14 protein-coding genes are annotated in these 17,038 nt (G+C 69.8%); 6 read left to right on the forward strand and 8 right to left on the reverse strand.

Annotated features, from left to right (window positions below; all coding sequences use genetic code 11):
• Positions 1-106: 106 nt before the first annotated feature.
• The gene (locus IEZ15_RS00285) at positions 107-1,477 is read right to left on the reverse strand and encodes a cation:dicarboxylate symporter family transporter (protein ID WP_189273243.1); all 1,371 of its coding nucleotides are present in this window, start codon (positions 1,475-1,477) and stop codon (positions 107-109) included.
• A 132-nt stretch (positions 1,478-1,609) separates the two neighbouring features.
• On the opposite strand from IEZ15_RS00285, the gene IEZ15_RS00290 reads away from it, so the two are divergent.
• The 3 genes from IEZ15_RS00290 (at position 1,610) to IEZ15_RS00300 (ending at position 4,748) form a co-directional block, all read left to right on the forward strand.
• Positions 1,610-3,289 (forward strand): sensor histidine kinase, encoded by a 1,680-nt coding sequence (locus tag IEZ15_RS00290; protein WP_189273245.1) that lies wholly within the window; start codon positions 1,610-1,612, stop codon positions 3,287-3,289.
• Positions 3,286-3,960 (forward strand): response regulator, encoded by a 675-nt coding sequence (locus IEZ15_RS00295; protein WP_189273247.1) that lies wholly within the window; start codon positions 3,286-3,288, stop codon positions 3,958-3,960. Before IEZ15_RS00290 ends, IEZ15_RS00295 begins: the two co-directional genes overlap by 4 nt.
• 149 nt (positions 3,961-4,109) lie before the next feature.
• On the forward strand, positions 4,110-4,748 hold the full coding sequence (locus IEZ15_RS00300) for an XRE family transcriptional regulator (protein WP_189273901.1): 639 nt from the start codon (positions 4,110-4,112) through the stop codon (positions 4,746-4,748).
• Between the two features lie 30 nt (positions 4,749-4,778).
• Here the strand turns inward: IEZ15_RS00300 and IEZ15_RS00305 are convergent, their stop codons facing one another.
• Both IEZ15_RS00305 and IEZ15_RS00310 read right to left on the reverse strand, forming a co-directional pair.
• The gene (locus IEZ15_RS00305) at positions 4,779-5,774 is read right to left on the reverse strand and encodes an XRE family transcriptional regulator (RefSeq protein ID WP_189273248.1); all 996 of its coding nucleotides are present in this window, start codon (positions 5,772-5,774) and stop codon (positions 4,779-4,781) included.
• A 238-nt stretch (positions 5,775-6,012) separates the two neighbouring features.
• A complete protein-coding gene (locus IEZ15_RS00310; protein WP_189273251.1) occupies positions 6,013-7,038 on the reverse strand; it encodes an ATP-dependent 6-phosphofructokinase in 1,026 nt (341 codons plus the stop codon).
• Between the two features lie 306 nt (positions 7,039-7,344).
• On the opposite strand from IEZ15_RS00310, the gene pta reads away from it, so the two are divergent.
• The 3 genes from pta to pyk all read left to right on the forward strand — a co-directional run bounded on the left by pta (position 7,345) and on the right by pyk (position 12,178).
• The gene (pta, locus tag IEZ15_RS00315) at positions 7,345-9,426 is read left to right on the forward strand and encodes a phosphate acetyltransferase (protein WP_189273253.1); all 2,082 of its coding nucleotides are present in this window, start codon (positions 7,345-7,347) and stop codon (positions 9,424-9,426) included.
• Entirely contained in the window at positions 9,423-10,673 is a 1,251-nt protein-coding gene (locus IEZ15_RS00320; protein ID WP_189273255.1) for an acetate kinase, read from the forward strand. Before pta ends, IEZ15_RS00320 begins: the two co-directional genes overlap by 4 nt.
• A 74-nt stretch (positions 10,674-10,747) precedes the next feature.
• Positions 10,748-12,178, forward strand: a complete 1,431-nt coding sequence (gene pyk, locus IEZ15_RS00325; protein WP_114246720.1) for a pyruvate kinase — start codon at positions 10,748-10,750, stop codon at positions 12,176-12,178.
• 70 nt (positions 12,179-12,248) lie between these two features.
• On the opposite strand, the gene IEZ15_RS00330 is transcribed toward pyk, so the two are convergent.
• The 5 genes from IEZ15_RS00330 to IEZ15_RS00350 all read right to left on the reverse strand — a co-directional run bounded on the left by IEZ15_RS00330 (position 12,249) and on the right by IEZ15_RS00350 (position 16,904).
• Entirely contained in the window at positions 12,249-12,434 is a 186-nt protein-coding gene (locus IEZ15_RS00330; RefSeq protein ID WP_189273257.1) for a hypothetical protein, read from the reverse strand.
• 322 nt (positions 12,435-12,756) lie between these two features.
• Positions 12,757-14,013: a prolipoprotein diacylglyceryl transferase gene (locus IEZ15_RS00335; RefSeq protein ID WP_189273259.1), complete on the reverse strand. Its 1,257-nt coding sequence runs from the start codon at positions 14,011-14,013 to the stop codon at positions 12,757-12,759.
• Complete coding sequence (locus IEZ15_RS00340) at positions 14,003-14,572, reverse strand: DUF6114 domain-containing protein (RefSeq protein WP_189273261.1); 570 nt, start codon at positions 14,570-14,572, stop codon at positions 14,003-14,005. Before IEZ15_RS00340 ends, IEZ15_RS00335 begins: the two co-directional genes overlap by 11 nt.
• Before the next feature lie 94 nt (positions 14,573-14,666).
• The gene (locus tag IEZ15_RS00345; protein ID WP_189273263.1) at positions 14,667-15,323 is read right to left on the reverse strand and encodes a DUF6230 family protein; all 657 of its coding nucleotides are present in this window, start codon (positions 15,321-15,323) and stop codon (positions 14,667-14,669) included.
• Between the two features lie 600 nt (positions 15,324-15,923).
• Positions 15,924-16,904: a tetratricopeptide repeat protein gene (locus tag IEZ15_RS00350; protein WP_189273265.1), complete on the reverse strand. Its 981-nt coding sequence runs from the start codon at positions 16,902-16,904 to the stop codon at positions 15,924-15,926.
• Positions 16,905-17,038 lie beyond the last annotated feature (134 nt).

Consider the following 17,038-nt stretch of genomic DNA (forward strand, 5'->3'; position numbering starts at 1 on the left):
TCCTTGACGGTAGACCTTTACGCGGACGTCAAGGCAAGGAGAACGCGGCAGGGCCGTCGCGGATGCTTCCGCGACGGCCCTGCCTCTGTTACCGGGTCCCGGGCGCCTACGCCTTCGCCGTGGCGAGCTCCTGGCCACCGTCCCGCGGCTCGGGAACGGTGTTCGTGCCGTCGCCGTGGTCGGCGTCCTGGTTGAGCATCTGCTCGTTCCACGGGAGCGCACCGGACAGGACCTGGTCCACCCGCTCCTTGTCGATCTCCTTGGTCCAGGTGCCGACCAGGACGGTGGCCACCGCGTTGCCCGCGAAGTTCGTCATGGCGCGGGCCTCGCTCATGAAGCGGTCGATGCCGACGATCAGTCCGACGCCGTCGACCAGTCCGGGGCGGTGCGACTGGAGGCCGCCCGCGAGGGTGGCGAGGCCCGCGCCGGTGACTCCGGCCGCGCCCTTCGAGGCAACGATCATGAAGAGCAGGAGCGAGATCTGCTCACTCGCGTTCAGCGGGTCGCCCATCGCGTTGGCGATGAAGAGCGAGGACATCGTGAGGTAGATCGCGGTGCCGTCGAGGTTGAAGGAGTAGCCGGTCGGCACGGTGATACCGACGACGGGCCGGCTGACCCCCAGGTGCTCCATCTTCGCGATGAGTCGCGGCAGGGCGGACTCCGACGAGGAGGTGGAGAGGATCAGCAGGAACTCGCGGCCCAGATACTTCAGCAGAGAGATCAGGTTGACCCCCGCGACCAGCCGCAGGATCGTGCCGAGCACCACGAAGACGAAGATCGCGCAGGTGACGTAGAAGCCGACCATGATGATCGCGAGGGACTTCAGGGCGTCTATGCCGGTCTCGCCGACCACCGCCGCCATCGCGCCGAACGCGCCGACCGGAGCCGCCCACATGATCATGGCGAGGATGCGGAAGACGAGGCGCTGGATGTGGCCGATGCCACGCAGGACCGGTTCGCCCGCCGAGCCCATGGCCTGGAGTGCGAATCCCGCGAGCAGGGCGACGAGCAGGGTCTGCAGCACCTCGCCCTCGGTGAAGGCGGAGACCATGGTCGTCGGGATGATGCCGAGCAGGAAGTCCACCGTGGACTCGCTGGCGCCCGCCGCCTGCTTCTCACCGGCGGCGCGAACCGCTTCGGTGAGGTGGAGGCCCTGGCCGGGCTCCAGGATGTTGCCGACAAGCAGACCGATGGCGAGTGCCACGGTCGACATCACCAGGAAGTAGCCGAGGGCGAGACCGCCGACCGCGCCGACCTTGGCGGCCTTGCGGACCGAGCCGACGCCCAGCACGATCGTGCAGAAGATGATGGGCGAGATCATCATCTTGATGAGGTTGACGAAGCCGGTACCGATCGGCTTGAGCTCGACGGCGAAGTCCGGGGCCACGAAGCCCACGAGGATGCCGAGACCCACAGCCGCGATCACGGCGAGATACAGATAATGCGTACGGTCCCGCTTGGCAGCTGCCACTTCCACGGGGCTTCTCCTCGGCTCGTCCTGGTCGCTCCCCCGTCCCTGGGGGGCTTGGTGACTATCCCGCCCCCCTGTGACGGTGGTCACCGTTACGTGCATTTCGTTCATATGTTTTCGGCCAGGCACACTGTGGTCATGCGTCTCCCCCGCCCTCGCAGCCTGGCCGGCCAGCTCTTCGCCATGCAGGTCGTGCTGGTGGCGGCCGTGGTGGCGGGGTGCGCGTTCATCGCCTACGTCTCCGGCAGCGCACAGGCGAAGGAGACCGCGACCCGGCAGGTCAGGACGGCGGCGCTGGCGATCGCCGACTCGCCGTCCGTACGGGCGGCGATCCGTACCCCGGACCCGTCCGCCGTGCTCCAGCCGTACGCGGAGAAGGTCCGCAAGGACACCGGGATCGCCTTCGTCACGATCATGAGCCCGGACCGGATCCGCTGGACGCACCCCGACGCGGGCCAGATCGGGGAGCCCTTCCTCGGCCACACCGCGCAGGCGCTGCGCGGCGAGACGTTCTCGGAGACGTACACGGGCACGCTCGGACCCTCAATCCGGGTCGTCACCCCGATCCGGGACGGCGGCAGGATCACCGGTCTGGTCAGCGCGGGCATCACGGTCGAGCGGGTCTCCTCCCAGGTGCGGGCGCAGCTCGGGGCGCTGGGGCTGGCGGCGGGCGGGGTGCTGGCCCTCGGCGGCGTCGGCACATATGTGATCAACGCCCGGCTCCGGCGGCACACGCACGGCATGAACGCCGCCGAGCTGAGCCGGATGCACGACTACCACCAGGCCACGCTGCACGCGGTGCGCGAGGGACTGCTGATGCTCGACGGGCGGCGCAGGATCGCGCTGATCAACGACGCGGGCCGGGAGCTCCTCGGGCTGGAACCGGGTGCGGTCGGGAGCAGGGTCGACGACCTCGATCTGCCGGCGCCGCTGACCGGTGCGCTGCTCGCCTCCGAGGAACGGGTCGATGAGCTGCATCTGACGGCGGACCGGGTGATCGTGGTCAACACCCGCCCCGTGGTGGGCGGCGAGCAGCGCGGCACGGTCGTGACGCTGCGCGATCACACGGAACTCCAGGCGCTGTCCGGCGAGTTGGACTCCGAGCGGGGATTCACCCAGGCATTGCGCTCACAGGCGCACGAGGCGGCGAACCGGCTGCACACGGTCGTCTCGCTGATCGAACTGGGCCGGGCCGAGGAGGCGGTGGGTTTCGCGACCGCCGAACTGGAGCTGGCCCAGGCCCTCACCGACCGGGTGGTGGGCGCCGTCGCCGAACCGGTGCTGGCGGCACTGCTGCTCGGCAAGGCGGCGCAGGCGAACGAGCGAGGGGTGGAGCTCGTGCTCGCGGACGACAGCCTGATCGACGACGGCGCCCTGCCCGCGACCCTGCCGCCACGGGACCTGGTGACGATCCTCGGCAATCTGATCGACAACGCGGTGGACGCGGCGTCGGAGGCGGTGACCGGTACGCCCGGTCCGGAGGCCGGGCCCGGCCGGCGAGATGCGGTGCCGGGCCGGTCCGCCCGCGCCCGGGTCACCGTCACCGCGCTCGCCGGGGAGGGCGAGCTGCTGCTGCGGGTCGCCGACACCGGGGCCGGGATCGACCCGGACGACGCCGCCGAGGTGTTCGACCGGGGCTGGTCGACGCACGGCGCGGGCCGGGGGATCGGGCTGGCCCTCGTACAGCAGGCGGTGCATCGCAACGCCGGCACAGTGGCGCTGGACCGCGGCCCGGACGGCGGTGCGGAGTTCACGGTGCGGCTGCCGCTGGCCATCGGCAACCGCACGACGCACACCACGAAGGAGGCCACCGCATGATCCAGGTGCTGGTCGTCGAGGACGATCCCGTCGCCGCGGACGCCCATCAGCTGTACGTGGGCCGCGTCCCCGGATTCACGGTGGCCGCGGTCGCGCACTCGCGTGCGGAGGCGGTGCGGGCGCTGGACCGTACGCCGGTCGATCTGCTGCTCCTGGATCTGTATCTGCCCGACGGGCACGGTCTGCAGCTGCTGCGCTCGCTGCGCGCGGCCGGTCACTCGGCGGATGTCATCGCGGTGACGTCGGCACGTGATCTGACGGTGGTCCGGGAAGGGGTGTCGCTCGGTGTCGTCCAGTACGTGCTGAAGCCGTTCACCTTCGCCACCCTGCGCGACCGGCTCGTCCGCTACGCAGAGTTCCGCGCGGCAGCCGGTGAGGCGAGCGGTCAGGACGAGGTGGACCGGGCGCTCGGCGTACTGCGCGCGCCACAGCCGACCCGGCTGCCGAAGGGGCTGAGCGGCCCGACGCTGGAGGCCGTCACCCGCGTCCTGCGAGCCGCCCCGGACGGAGTGACGTCGGGCGCGACCGGGGTGGAGCTGGGCATCTCGCGGATCACCGCGCGCCGCTATCTGGAACATCTGGTGACCGTGGGGCGCGCGGTCCGCAGCCCGCAGTACGGTCAGATCGGGCGCCCGGAGCTGCACTACCGGTGGGTGGCCCAGGGCCGCTGACCCCGTACGGCACTCGGACGTTCCTACGAGCCGTGTTATCGGTGGAACACACCGTAGTCAGAGGGCGTGTCGACTCCTACGGTGGGGCCGTGCACCCCTCCCCGCCCTTCAACGCCCCCGCCGCGCGTCGACTCCGCGAGGCCCTGGGGATGCTTCCAGGCCATGTCGCCTACGGTCTCGGAGCCCAGTACGGGCTCCGTATCAGCGCCGAGACGGTGGCCGCCTGGGAGCGCGGGCTCGCTGTCCCGAGCGAGTACGAACTCACGGCGCTGGCCGGGGTGTTGTGGTGCTCGCCGGGCGAACTGCTGACCGCCGCGCGCACCCTGCGGGAGCACCGGGTGGCCCGGGAGCTGGCCGTCGACGAGCTGGCGCGTCTGCTGGGGCTGACCGCCTCCGCGTATCTGCGGATGGAGGAGGCGGGGCGCTGGCGCGGCAACGAACGCCAGTCCGCGGTGCTCAGCGAGGTACTGGGGCTGACGGCCGCCGGGGTCGTGACGGTGTCGGGCCGGGACGAGGAGCTGGCGGAGCTGTTGCGCAGTGCGGTGACGACGCGCTGGCAGGCCCATGTCCGGCCGGTGGCGAAGCTGGTGCCGCTGGAGCGCGGGTTCCTGCAGGACGTACTGGAACAGCTGCACGCCGACTACCAGGCACTGATGGTGTCGACGCTGAGCTGGAGCAGCACGGGTACGGAGCGGGCCGGGTCGACGGGCGATGCGGGGCGGGGGTTCCTGGCGAGGATCACGGAACGGTTCTGGCAGACGGCGGGGGTGCAGGGGACGAGCGTCTGAGCCACCGGGGCTCCGGTGGCCGTGCCGTTCTCAGCCGCCGGCCACGTCCGAGGCCACCGGGTCGAAGGAGAACAGGCTTCCCCGGTCCACCCCGTCGCAGCCCATCTGCACCATCTCGGTGTCGGGCTTGCTGCTGCCCGCCTCGGCGCCGACGCACAGGTGGGTGTGGGCGGGGCGGATCCGGTAGCCCTTGACGGGATGGCCCTGCGGCTCGATCCAGAACGCCTCCGCGTCGCCGCGCTTGCCGCACTCCTGGTCCTGCATCAAGGCTCCGGCCTCCCGCATCCCGTCCCAGATACCCGTGCAGCCGGGGCCGAAGTCCGGGTGGTCGGTCACAATCCGCCAGACGTCGTCGCCCAGCGGTCTGAGGGAGAAGGCCGGGATCGTCTCCTCGTCGCACGGCACCTGATAGATCCGGCCGCTGTCGCTTCCCCGCTTCTCGGAGAGGCAGAGCCCGGAGTGGACGGACCGGATCTGCACCGTCCGCCCCGCCACGGGTCCGGCGACAGGGGTGGGTCCCGGCTGCTCGTCGCGTACGAGGAGGGCGACGGTCACCGCGGCGGCGGCAAGCACCAGGAGGGAGACGGCGGCCACCAGAAAGGTCCGGGACCGACGACGGGCAGGGGGCGGGCCGGCGGGCGGCTCGGGCGACTCCCCGGCCGGCGCCCCCGGGACCTCCCCGGCCTCCTCCTCCGTGCCGCCCTCGTCCTCGACCGCCCGAGCTGTCGCGGCCCGCTGCCCGTGCACGGCGAGTTCCTTGCGTACGCCGAGCCAGTCCTCGATCTCCGTGGGCCCGCAGCCGCAGGCCCGCACGAAAGCGGCGAGGAGCTCTTCGCGCGGGACCGACGTACGCCCGAGCATGTTGGCGATCGTGGAGCGCGGCAGGACGTCCCCGACCGCGTCGGCCCGCAGCGTCAGCTCGCGGAACGTCAGACCGGACGCGTCCTTGAGCACCCGTAACAGGGCGATGAACTCGGCCGCACTCCGCGCCTCCCGAGGATCCGGAGCCCTGCCCTCGACCACCATGTGCTGTGTCCCTCCCTGGGATCCGCGCCCGGACAGAGTTGGGACATGTCCGGGACAGGGCTAAGCCTTGTTGATCCGGGCCGCCGACTCAAGAGTGGATTCCGGCACCACGGCCCGTCCGGCCCTGACCTTCCGGAACGGCCCCGACGGCCAGGGGGAACGGCAAGCGGCCCTGACCGTCCACGGGGGGACAGTCAGGGCCGCCGGCCACTGCTTGTGACGCTGCCGCGCGCCCGGGTCAGAAGACCGACTCGGCCTCGTCCATCCGGTCCGCCGGCACCGTCTTGAGCTGGGTGATGGCGTCGGCGAGCGGAACCATCTTGATGTCGTTGCCACGCAGAGCCGTCATCCGGCCGAATTCGCCCCGGTGCGCGGCCTCCACCGCGTGCCAGCCGAAGCGGGTGGCGAGCACCCGGTCGTACGCGGTCGGCGTGCCGCCGCGCTGCACGTGGCCGAGAATGACCGGCCGGGCCTCCTTGCCGAGCCGGGTCTCCAGCTCGATGGCCAGCCGGTTGCCGATGCCCTGGAAACGCTCGTGGCCGTACTGGTCGATCTCGCCCTTGGCGTACGGCATGGAGCCCTCGGCCGGGTGCGCGCCCTCGGCGACGCAGATGACCGCGAATTTCTTGCCCCGCGCGAAGCGTTCTTCGACCATCTTGACCAGGTCCTCGACCTGGAAGCGACGCTCGGGAAGGCAGATGCCGTGCGCGCCGCCCGCCATTCCGGACTCCAGCGCGATCCAGCCGGCGTGGCGGCCCATCACCTCGACGACCATCACCCGCTGATGCGATTCGGCGGTGGTCTTGAGGCGGTCTATGGCCTCGGTGGCGACGCCCACCGCGGTGTCGAAGCCGAAGGTGCGGTCGGTGGCGGAGATGTCGTTGTCGATGGTCTTCGGGACGCCGACGACGGGCATTCCGGCGTCCGACAGCATCCGCGCGGCGGTGAGAGTGCCTTCGCCGCCGATCGGGATGAGGGCGTCCATGCCGTAACGGCGGCTCAGCTCGGCGCAGTTCTCGGCGGCCTCGCGCAGCCGGTCGCGCTCCAGCCGGGCCGAGCCGAGAATGGTGCCGCCATGGGCGAGGATGCCGCTGACCGCATTGAGATCGAGGGGGCGGAAGTGGCCGTCGAGGAGTCCCTTGAACCCGTCCTCGAAGCCGATGACTTCATCACCGTGCCCCACCACGGCACGGTGGACGACCGACCGGATCACTGCGTTCAGGCCTGGGCAATCGCCGCCTGCGGTGAGAACTCCGATGCGCATCGTGCTGTATCTCCTGCTCGCTAGTGCCGTGCATTTCGGGGGCGACTACAGAAACCCCCGTACCGTGAGCCACAACGATTGTCCCACGTCAGGTCTGGACCTCGCGCTCTCGGCCGCTCCGGGGATTCCCGCCCGGGTGTTCCGCCGGATGCAGCGGTGAATCGGGCGGCGGTCCGCCCGGGCGGGCGGGGGTCCTACGGCCCTTCGCGGAGGGTCTTTCGCCCGGCGGGCGGCGCCTTGACCCCCGCAGGTATCGTCAACATGGCAATACCATCCCAAACCGAAAAAATGGACGGGAGAGCACGCGTGACGCGCAGCGTGTACGTGACCGGGATCGACCGGGGAGACGGCCGCCAGGTCGTCGATCTGGGAGTCATGGAGCTCCTGACGCGTCAGGTGGACCGGGTCGGGGTGTTCCGGCCGCTCGTCCATGACGGACCCGACCGGCTGTTCGAGCTGCTGCGGGCCCGCTACCGGCTTCCCCAGGATCCCGCGTCGGTCTACGGGCTGGACTATCACGAGGCGTCCGCGCTCCAGGCGGAGCAGGGTACGGACGAACTCGTCTCCCGGCTGGTGGAACGCTTCCATCAGGTGGCCCAGAAGTACGAGGTGGTGCTGGTCCTCGGCACCGACTTCGCCGCCACCCAGCTCCCCGACGAGCTGGCGCTCAATGCCCGGCTCGCCAATGAGTTCGGCGCCTCGGTCATCGCGGTGGTCGGCGGGAAGGGCCAGCCGGCGGAGTCCGTACGGGCCGAGACCCACAATGCCTACCGGGCGTACGCCGGCCTGGGCTGCGATGTCCTCGCGATGATCGTGAACCGGGTGGCGGCCGAGGACCGCGATGTCATCGCGGAACGGCTGGCGGCCCGGCTGCCCGTCCCCTGTTCCGTTCTGCCGGACGATGCGGCGCTCTCCGCGCCGACCGTCGCCCAGATCACCTCGGCCCTCGGCGGCACGGTGCTGCTCGGCGACGACTCCGGGCTGGCCAGGGACGCGCTGGACTTCGTCTTCGGCGGTGCGATGCTGCCGAACATGCTGAAGGCGCTGACGCCGGGTTGTCTGGTGGTCACGCCCGGGGACCGGGCGGATCTGGTGGTCGGCTCGCTGGCCGCGCACAGCGCCGGGACCCCGCCCATCGCGGGTGTGCTGCTGACCCTGAACGAACGCCCCGGCGAGGAGATACTCAGGCTGGCCGCGAGACTCGCACCGGGTACCCCGGTCGTCTCCGTGGCCGGCGGCTCCTTCCCCACCGCCGGGGAACTCTTCGCGCTGGAGGGCAAGTTGAACGCGGCGACGCCCCGCAAGGCGGAGACCGCACTGGGCCTCTTCGAGCGCCATGTGGACACCGGCGCCCTGCTGGAGGGGATCTCGGTGGCCCGCAGCGGCCGCGTCACCCCGATGATGTTCGAGCACGAGCTGCTGGAGCAGGCCCGCGCCGACCGGCGGCGAGTCGTCCTGCCGGAAGGCACCGAGGAACGGGTGCTGCGCGCCGCGGACGTCCTGCTGCGCCGCGATGTCTGCGACCTCACGCTCCTCGGCGACGTCGACGTCATCCGTAAGAAGGCCGCCGACCTCGGCATCGATCTCGCCGGTACGCAGCTCATCGACCCACAGAGCTCACAGCTGCGCCAGGCGTTCGCCGAGCGGTACGCACAGGTGCGCGCGCACCGCGGGGTCACGGTGGAGCTGGCGTACGACGTCGTGGCGGACGTCAACTACTTCGGCACGCTGATGGTCCAGGAGGGGCTCGCGGACGGCATGGTCTCCGGGGCCGTGCACTCCACCGCGGCGACGATCCGCCCCGCGTTCGAGATCATCAAGACAAAGCCGGACGCCTCGATCGTCTCCTCCGTCTTCTTCATGTGCCTCGCCGACAAGGTCCTGGTGTACGGCGACTGCGCGGTCAACCCGGACCCGGACGCGGAGCAGCTCGCGGACATCGCGGTGCAGTCGGCCGCGACCGCCGCCCGCTTCGGCGTGGAGCCGCGGATCGCGATGCTGTCGTACTCGACGGGCACCTCGGGTTCGGGCGCCGATGTCGACAAGGTGCGCGAGGCGACGGACCGGGTGCGCGAGAGCCGGCCGGATCTCAGGATCGAGGGTCCGATCCAGTACGACGCCGCGGTGGAGCCGAGCGTCGCCGCGACGAAGCTGCCCGGCTCCGATGTGGCGGGTCAGGCGACGGTGCTGATCTTCCCGGACCTGAACACCGGCAACAACACCTACAAGGCCGTGCAGCGCTCGGCGGGCGCCGTGGCTGTCGGACCGGTGCTCCAGGGGCTGCGGAAGCCCGTCAACGATCTGTCCCGGGGCGCTCTCGTCCAGGACATCGTCAATACCGTGGCCATCACGGCGATCCAGGCACAGGGCGAGGAGCGAACCGCATGACCACCCCGATCGCAGAAGGCTCTTCCACCGTGGCCGCCAATCGCGTACTCGTTCTCAACTCCGGCTCCTCGTCGGTGAAGTACCAGCTCCTGGACATGAGCGACCGTTCCCGGCTGGCGGTCGGACTGGTCGAGCGGATCGGCGAGGAGACCTCCCGGCTGGTGCACACCCCGCTGGCCGGCAGTGACGCCGAGTCGCGTGAGCGCATCGGCCCGATCGCCGACCACGAGGCCGCGCTGAAGGCGGCGGCCGAGGAACTGGCGGCCGACGGCCTCGGCCTGGACTCCCCCGCGCTGGCGGCGATCGGCCACCGGGTGGTGCACGGCGGGCTGCGGTTCACCGAGCCCGTGGTGATCGACGACGAGGTGCTGAAGGAGATCGAGCGCCTGGTCCCGGTGGCCCCGCTGCACAATCCGGCGAACATCGTCGGCATCCGTACCGCCCAGGCCCTGCGTCCGGACCTTCCGCAGGTGGCCGTCTTCGACACGGCGTTCCACACGACGATGCCGGAGTACGCGGCGCGGTACGCGATCGACGTGGAGACCGCCGACGCGCACCGCATCCGGCGCTACGGCTTCCACGGCACCTCGCACGCGTACGTCTCCCGCAAGGCCGCCGAGCTGCTGGGACGCACCCCCGAGGAGGTCAATGTCATCGTGCTGCACCTGGGCAACGGCGCCTCGGCGTCGGCGGTGGCGGGCGGCCGGTGCGTGGAGACCTCGATGGGGCTGACCCCGCTGGAGGGGCTGGTGATGGGCACGCGTTCCGGCGACATCGATCCGGCCGTCACCTTCCACCTGAAGCGGGTGGCGGGGATGTCGACGGACGAGATCGACGTACTGCTCAACAAGAAGAGCGGTCTGGTCGGGCTCTGCGGCGACAACGACATGCGGGAGATCCGGCGCCGGATCGACGAGGGCGACGAGCGTGCGGCGCTCGCGTTCGACATCTATGTGCACCGGCTGAAGAAGTACATCGGCGCCTATTCGGCGGTCCTCGGGCGGGTGGATGCCGTGGTGTTCACGGCGGGGGTCGGGGAGAACTCGGCGCCCGTGCGGGAGGCTGCGATCGCCGGTCTCGAGGAGTTCGGCCTGGCGGTGGACGCGGATCTGAACGCCGCACGGTCCGGCGCACCGCGGCTGATCTCGCCGGACCACGCACGGGTCGCGGTCGCCGTGGTACCGACGGACGAGGAACTGGAGATCGCCGTCCAGACCTTCGCACTCATCGGACAGGCCCACAACTGAGCACCCCCGCGCCCCTTTGTACCTTCCACCAGACGGAATATTCCGCATCGAAACAAACGGATAGGATCCGCCTCATGCGCCGTTCCAAAATCGTCTGCACACTCGGTCCCGCCGTCGACTCCCATGAGCAGCTCGTCGCTCTGATCGAGGCCGGCATGAGCGTGGCCCGCTTCAACTTCAGTCACGGCAGCCACGAGGAGCACCAGGGTCGTTACGACCGGGTCCGCAAGGCCGCCGCCGAGACCGGCCGCGCGGTCGGCGTGCTCGCCGACCTCCAGGGCCCGAAGATCCGCCTGGCGAAGTTCGCCGAGGGCCCCGTCGAGCTGGTCCGCGGGGACGAGTTCACCATCACCTCGGAGGACGTCCCCGGTGACAAGTCGATCTGCGGCACGACCTACAAGGGCCTGCCCGGCGACGTCGCCAAGGGCGACCCGATCCTGATCAACGACGGCAACGTCGAGCTGAAGGTCGTTGCGGTCGAGGGCCCCCGGGTCAAGACCATCGTCATCGAGGGCGGTGTCATCTCCGACCACAAGGGCATCAACCTGCCCGGCGCGGCGGTCAACGTCCCGGCCCTGTCCGAGAAGGACGTCGAGGACCTGCGGTTCGCCCTGCGGATGGGCTGCGACCTGGTGGCGCTTTCCTTCGTACGGGACGCCAATGACGTCAAGGACGTCCACAAGGTGATGGACGAGGAGGGCCGCCGGGTCCCCGTCATCGCCAAGGTCGAAAAGCCGCAGGCCGTCGAGCACATGGAGGGCGTCGTCATGGCGTTCGACGGTGTGATGGTCGCCCGTGGCGACCTGGCCGTCGAGTACCCCCTGGAGAAGGTTCCGATGGTGCAGAAGCGCCTGGTGGAGCTCTGCCGGCGGAACGCCAAGCCGGTGATCGTGGCGACCCAGATGATGGAGTCGATGATCACCAACTCGCGGCCGACCCGCGCCGAGGCGTCCGATGTCGCCAACGCGATCCTGGACGGCGCGGACGCGGTCATGCTGTCGGCCGAGTCCAGCGTGGGCGCGTACCCGATCGAGACGGTCAAGACGATGTCGAAGATCGTCGTCGCCGCCGAGGAGGAGCTGCTCTCCAAGGGCCTGCAGCCGCTGGTGCCGGGCAAGAAGCCCCGCACCCAGGGCGGTTCGGTGGCCCGTGCCGCCTGCGAGATCGCGGACTTCCTGAACGGCAAGGCACTGGTCGCCTTCACCAAGTCCGGTGACACGGCCCGCCGCCTCTCCCGCTACCGCGCGGCGCAGCCCATCCTGGCCTTCACCACGGACGAGTCCACCCGCAACCAGCTCGCCCTGAGCTGGGGCGTCGAGGCCCACGTCGTACCGCACGTGGACAACACGGACGCGATGGTCGACCTGGTCGACGCGGAGCTGCTGAAGCTGGACCGCTACAACGCGGGCGACACGATGGTCATCACGGCCGGCTCGCCTCCCGGTATCCCGGGCACGACGAACATGGTGCGGGTGCACCATGTGGGGGGCGGGGCGCGCGACTGACGCGTTCGTGGCCTTCACCCGGACATGACAGTGCTCCGTCCTCTCGCGGAGGACGGAGCACTGTCATGTGTCAGGGCAGTCGTTCGGCCAACTCCCGCCACACCTCGTACTCACCGCGGCGCGGATGGTCCACGAACAGCGACTGGACCAGCCTGGCCGGGGCGAGCAGCCGCCGGGTCGTGCGCAGCTCAAGGATCTGCTCACGCTCCAGATCTCTCCAGCCCGGGACGAGCTCGGCGGCAGCCTCCGAGGTCATGGGCATCGCCTTCGGCCGCCCGAATCCCCGAAGCGGACCAACGCCGCACGTGCGCGCCCGGGTCCAGCCGGTCGGGGTCATCGAACGGACCACTCACCCGAAGCTCACCCCACCGACGCGACCGCCTCTCCACCGATCGGCTCGGCCCTCCGCCGGCTGTCCGGAACGAATCGTCGGGCACGAAGAAGTGGCCACTGTGGCCACCTTCCACGAGCGCGAAGAACGCACCACGGAGAAGTGAGGACATGACTGTGGCCCGCACCCCTGAACAACGGGGTGCGGGCCACAGTCGTTGTGCGGCTCCCGAACAGGTCGGTGTCGGCTAGTTGTTGCCGCCGGTGAAGTAGTTGTGCAGTCCGGGCACCGTGAGCGAGCCGCCGAACTGGCCGGCCTGGGTCACCTTGACCTTGGTGAAGAAGGCGAAGGGTACGTTCAGCGGCGGCGGTGTCTGCGGGCTGAACGTGACCGGGATGAGGCCGAAGAGATTGCCCTTCAGCTCCTCCGTGTACATCGTCACCGTGCCGTCGCGGATGGTGGACGTGGAGCCCTTGCGCGCCTGGACATGGCCCGTGGTGCCGGCGGGGCCGACCGTCAGCTGGTGGAGGTCCTTGATGTCGATGGAGCTCGCGGTGAACTTCAGCACCTTCTTGATGGTGCCGTCCTGCGTCTTCACCTCGACGATGCCCTTGTAGTCGAGCCCATTGAGGGTGAGCAGCGAACTGTCCAGGATCCACGGGTCGGTGGGGAGCAGCGGGACGCCCGTTTCGAGGTCGGCCGCGGCCAGTGCCTCGGGGTCGGCGGTCGGACACGGGAAGCGCTCCTTGGCGCCGTCCGGGATGTCCTCGTCCTTCTTGACGTCGAGCCCCTTGGCGCTGTCGTCGAGCTCCTCGACCGACTTGCCGGCCTTGTCGGCGGCGTCGCGGATGGCGGCGGCGGTCTTGTCGGCCGTCTCCTTCACGGCGTCCGCGGCCTTCTCCGCAGGCTTCTCCGCGGGCTCGGTCGTGGCGCTCTGCGACGGCTTGGGGGACGCGGTGGTGGCGCTCGGGGACGGGCTCGCCGTCTCCTTGTCCGGTCCGTCGAAGAGGTCCTTCAGCGCGTCGCCGACGCCCAGCGGGTCGAGCGGATTCGTCGACTTCGTGGGGGTGGGCGAGGCGCTCGGCGCAGCGGCGGCGGGTGCGTCGGCGGCCTTCGTCTCCGGCTTCGCCGCGTCGCTCGCCGACGGAGTCGCCGAGGGCTTCGGCGTCGACGTGTCGCCCTTGTCACCGGAATCGGTGGCGGACGGGGACGGGGACTTGGTCTCCGATGCGGACGGGGACGGCGACTCGCTCGGCTCGTCGGAGCGGGTCACGCAGGGACCGGGCGCGAAGGGAATGTCCGAGCTGTCGTCGGCCAGCGCGAGCTTGGGCGTGAGCCCCATGCCCACGAAGACGGCCGTCGGCATCGCGGCGAGTGCGAAGGCCTTGCCCGCGGGTATGTGCAGCTTCGTCAGCAACGACTTCCTGGGGGCCGCGTGGCGCGGTCCGCTCCTCGTCCGGAGGTCCTCCCCGGTCGAGTTCAGCTGCGTCTCGTCACCCCGCACGATGCCTCCCGCCGTCGGCCTCGACTGTCGTGTCGTGCTGCTCCGGCTGCTGCTGGGGCACCGTTGCCGTGCTGTGGAACTCGGGTTCGAGCTCCTGCGTACCAGGACCCGCGTCCTTGTACATCTGGCCCTGAGTACTGGCATCCACGGCGTCGGGCTTCGGCTCGCCCGGAGCCCAGGAGATGGAGAGGGCTCCACCGAGCAGGGAGAACAGGAATCCGATCAGGAATCCGCCGATGTTGGCGACCGGTATGGAGATCAGTGCCAGCAGGATCGCGGCGACTCCGGCGAACACTCTCACGATGTGGTGGAACCACATGGTGAGGCCCAGCGTGATCAGCAGGACCCCGATGATCAGCGATCCCGCACCGGCGGTCGTGGACATCGCCAGCGTGATGTTGCCGAGGTGCATATTGGCGTACGGGAAGTACGCGATGGGTAGACCACCCACCATGGTGAACAGGCCCGCCCAGAACGGCCGGTTACCCCGCCAGGTGCGGAATCCCCGCCGGAAGACGCGGAGGTAGTGCTCGTTCTGCCCTGTGGACTCGGGGCTCATGGAAAACAGCTCCCTGGAACCGGTACTGCGGTGAGAAGAGAACGGGGTGGGTGGCCGGAGACGCCGAAGGGCGCTCCGGCCACCCGGGCGAGTGCTAGTAGCACTCCTTGCCGGGGCCGCTGTACAGCCGCAGGCTCAGGTTGCTGAGCTTGAAGGTGCCGGCGGTGGTCGCCCACGCCTCCTGCTTCACGTCCTTCAGCACGGCCGTATCGGCGCGCTGCGCGAAGCCATTCGGGTTCGCCTGGGTTTTCGGCTGGATGCCGATCGACTCGGGGTTGTTCGGGTCCTTGAGGGAACCCGCAGCAACACCGATGTCGATCTTCTCGAAGTACGCATCGGCGTCGAGCTCGGCGATATCCAGGTACAGGTTGGTCGCCTTGACCGGCTTCTTCGGGTTCGTACCCGCCTTCAGCTGCAGCGTGACATTGCCGAGACCGAACGGAAGGTTCGGAGTGACCACCGACTGGCACATGTTGGTGATCGTGGCATCACTGAAGCCGGACACGGCCACGGCGTGCGCCGCGTCATTGCCCTTGAGGTCCTTGCCGGTGGCGATGCTGCCGTACTGGACGAAGTTATGGCCGACGAGCCTGTCTGCGTGAACCTTGAAGCTCTGGCCGGACACGCTGAACGACGCCGCGAGGGCGCCCTGCGCGAGACCGACACCCACTGCGGCGGTCGCGACGACGCTCGGCACCATGACCAGAGCGAAACGCTTCCATCTGGTGCCGCCACGAACCTGGGAACTCATAAATTTTCCTCCTTCTCGGACGTACATCTCCGGTACGGGCGAGGGCCCGTGCTGGGATGGGAGAAGTGCTACGTCCTCGGAAAGGAGAGCGCCCGCGTACGGAGGCAGGAACCGCGTCCGAATCACCGGCGATCACCCCCGAGCGACAACCACTGGCCACGCATTCGCGCAACCTGTTCGGACAGGCCCTGCCGGACGGCAGGAACCCCCCTGTCCGGAGTCGGCGCCACTGCCGCCGACCCACTCGGTGGGGACCCAACAGGGCCGCCGCGCCGACTGGCAGTCGGGCTGGCGTTATTGGACCGAGCCCGGCCGATCGTGGTGCATTCCCGCCCGTGGCACAAGGGGGTTCGTTACTCGCTAGTAACGGCCCGATAACCGATGTGTGGCCGGGTGGTACCACCCGGCCACACAGGGTGGCGCCGAACGGAAGGACGAAAGGGAAAATCGGGGTCTTTATACGGACAGATCCCGGGGAGTGATTTACTGCGAGTAACAGGCCATACCTTTATCAAGATTTGGTAAAGCGGGGCCGCCTCTTATCGCCCGATCGCGAAAACGGCCGTGGCACCCCGGGGGCGCCACGGCCGCGTTGTCACATCAGAACAAGACCCGCGCCAGCGCCGTACGCGCGGCGCCGACCCGCGGATCGTCGGGGCCGATCACCTCGAACAGCTCCAACAGCCGCACCCGCGCCGTGTCCCGGTCGTCGCCGAAAGTACGGCGCACCGTCTCGACGAGCCGCCCGAAGGCGTCCTCCACATGCCCGCCGACCAGATCCAGATCGGCGGCCGCGAGCTGCGCCGTGACGTCGGCCGGGTTCTCCGCCGCGTCCTTGCGGACCTGCTGCGGGTCCATGTCCTTGACCCGGGCGAGCAGTTCGGCCTGGGCGAGACCGAGCTTGGCCTCCGTGTTGGCCGGGTCCTCGGACAGGACGTTCTTGTACGCCCGGACGGCACCGGCGAAGTCGCTGGCATCCAGGGCCTGTACGGCCGCTTCCAGCAGGGCGTCGTACGGACCGGCGGGTTCCTCGACAGGAGCCTCGCCGGCCCCCTCGGCGGACGCCGCGTCCTGGTCGACCACGATCCCGGTGAGCCCGAACCGCTCCTCACCGACCTGGATCAACTGGTCGAGCGTCTGCCGGATCTGGGCTTCGGGGGCCGCGCCCTGGAAGAGCGGGAGGGCCTGCCCGGCGACGACGGCGAAGACCGCCGGGATGCCCTGGATGCCGAACTGCTGCATCAGCATCTGATTGGCGTCGACATCGACCTTGGCCAGCACGAAGCGGCCGTTGTACTCATGGGCCAGGCGCTCCAGGAGCGGCCCCAGCTGCTTGCACGGCTCGCACCACTCGGCCCAGAAGTCGATGACGACCGGGACCTCGGCGGAGCGCTGGAGGACATCGCTCTCGAAGCCCGCCTCATCGACATCGATCACCAGGGCGGACGGCGGCACGGCACCGCCACCACCCTGCCGGGCGGCCTCGGCACGGGCCTGCTCCGCCTTCACCTTGGCCTCGCCGGCCGCCTTCACCGCGGCGAGGTCGACGACGCCGCTCATGGACATGTTCCTAGGCTGCATACGTACATCCTCCCCCCTTGGCACGCCGATACGGAAAGCGAGACGGAAACCGCACCCGTCCGCGATCCCCGCCGGTGTGCGGGGGGCACGGACAGACACGGTCCGAGGGCCCCTGAAAGACCCGTTTCGGCGCC

Origin of the sequence: Streptomyces atratus (assembly GCF_014648655.1) — a bacterium.
Classification (GTDB): domain Bacteria; phylum Actinomycetota; class Actinomycetes; order Streptomycetales; family Streptomycetaceae; genus Streptomyces; species Streptomyces atratus.

Bases quoted from the DNA above. Each gene is read 5' to 3' on its own strand.
- IEZ15_RS00340 (WP_189273261.1), bottom strand. From the start codon at position 14,572: ATGAGCCCCGAGTCCACAGGGCAGAACGAGCACTACCTCCGCGTCTTC.
- IEZ15_RS00310 (WP_189273251.1), bottom strand. From the start codon at position 7,038: ATGCGCATCGGAGTTCTCACCGCAGGCGGCGATTGCCCAGGCCTGAAC.
- IEZ15_RS00350 (WP_189273265.1), bottom strand. From the start codon at position 16,904: ATGCAGCCTAGGAACATGTCCATGAGCGGCGTCGTCGACCTCGCCGCG.
- IEZ15_RS00295 (WP_189273247.1), top strand. From the start codon at position 3,286: ATGATCCAGGTGCTGGTCGTCGAGGACGATCCCGTCGCCGCGGACGCC.
- IEZ15_RS00305 (WP_189273248.1), bottom strand. From the start codon at position 5,774: ATGGTGGTCGAGGGCAGGGCTCCGGATCCTCGGGAGGCGCGGAGTGCG.
- IEZ15_RS00345 (WP_189273263.1), bottom strand. From the start codon at position 15,323: ATGAGTTCCCAGGTTCGTGGCGGCACCAGATGGAAGCGTTTCGCTCTG.
- IEZ15_RS00290 (WP_189273245.1), top strand. From the start codon at position 1,610: ATGCGTCTCCCCCGCCCTCGCAGCCTGGCCGGCCAGCTCTTCGCCATG.
- pyk (WP_114246720.1), top strand. From the start codon at position 10,748: ATGCGCCGTTCCAAAATCGTCTGCACACTCGGTCCCGCCGTCGACTCC.
- IEZ15_RS00320 (WP_189273255.1), top strand. From the start codon at position 9,423: ATGACCACCCCGATCGCAGAAGGCTCTTCCACCGTGGCCGCCAATCGC.
- IEZ15_RS00330 (WP_189273257.1), bottom strand. From the start codon at position 12,434: ATGACCTCGGAGGCTGCCGCCGAGCTCGTCCCGGGCTGGAGAGATCTG.
- IEZ15_RS00300 (WP_189273901.1), top strand. From the start codon at position 4,110: ATGCTTCCAGGCCATGTCGCCTACGGTCTCGGAGCCCAGTACGGGCTC.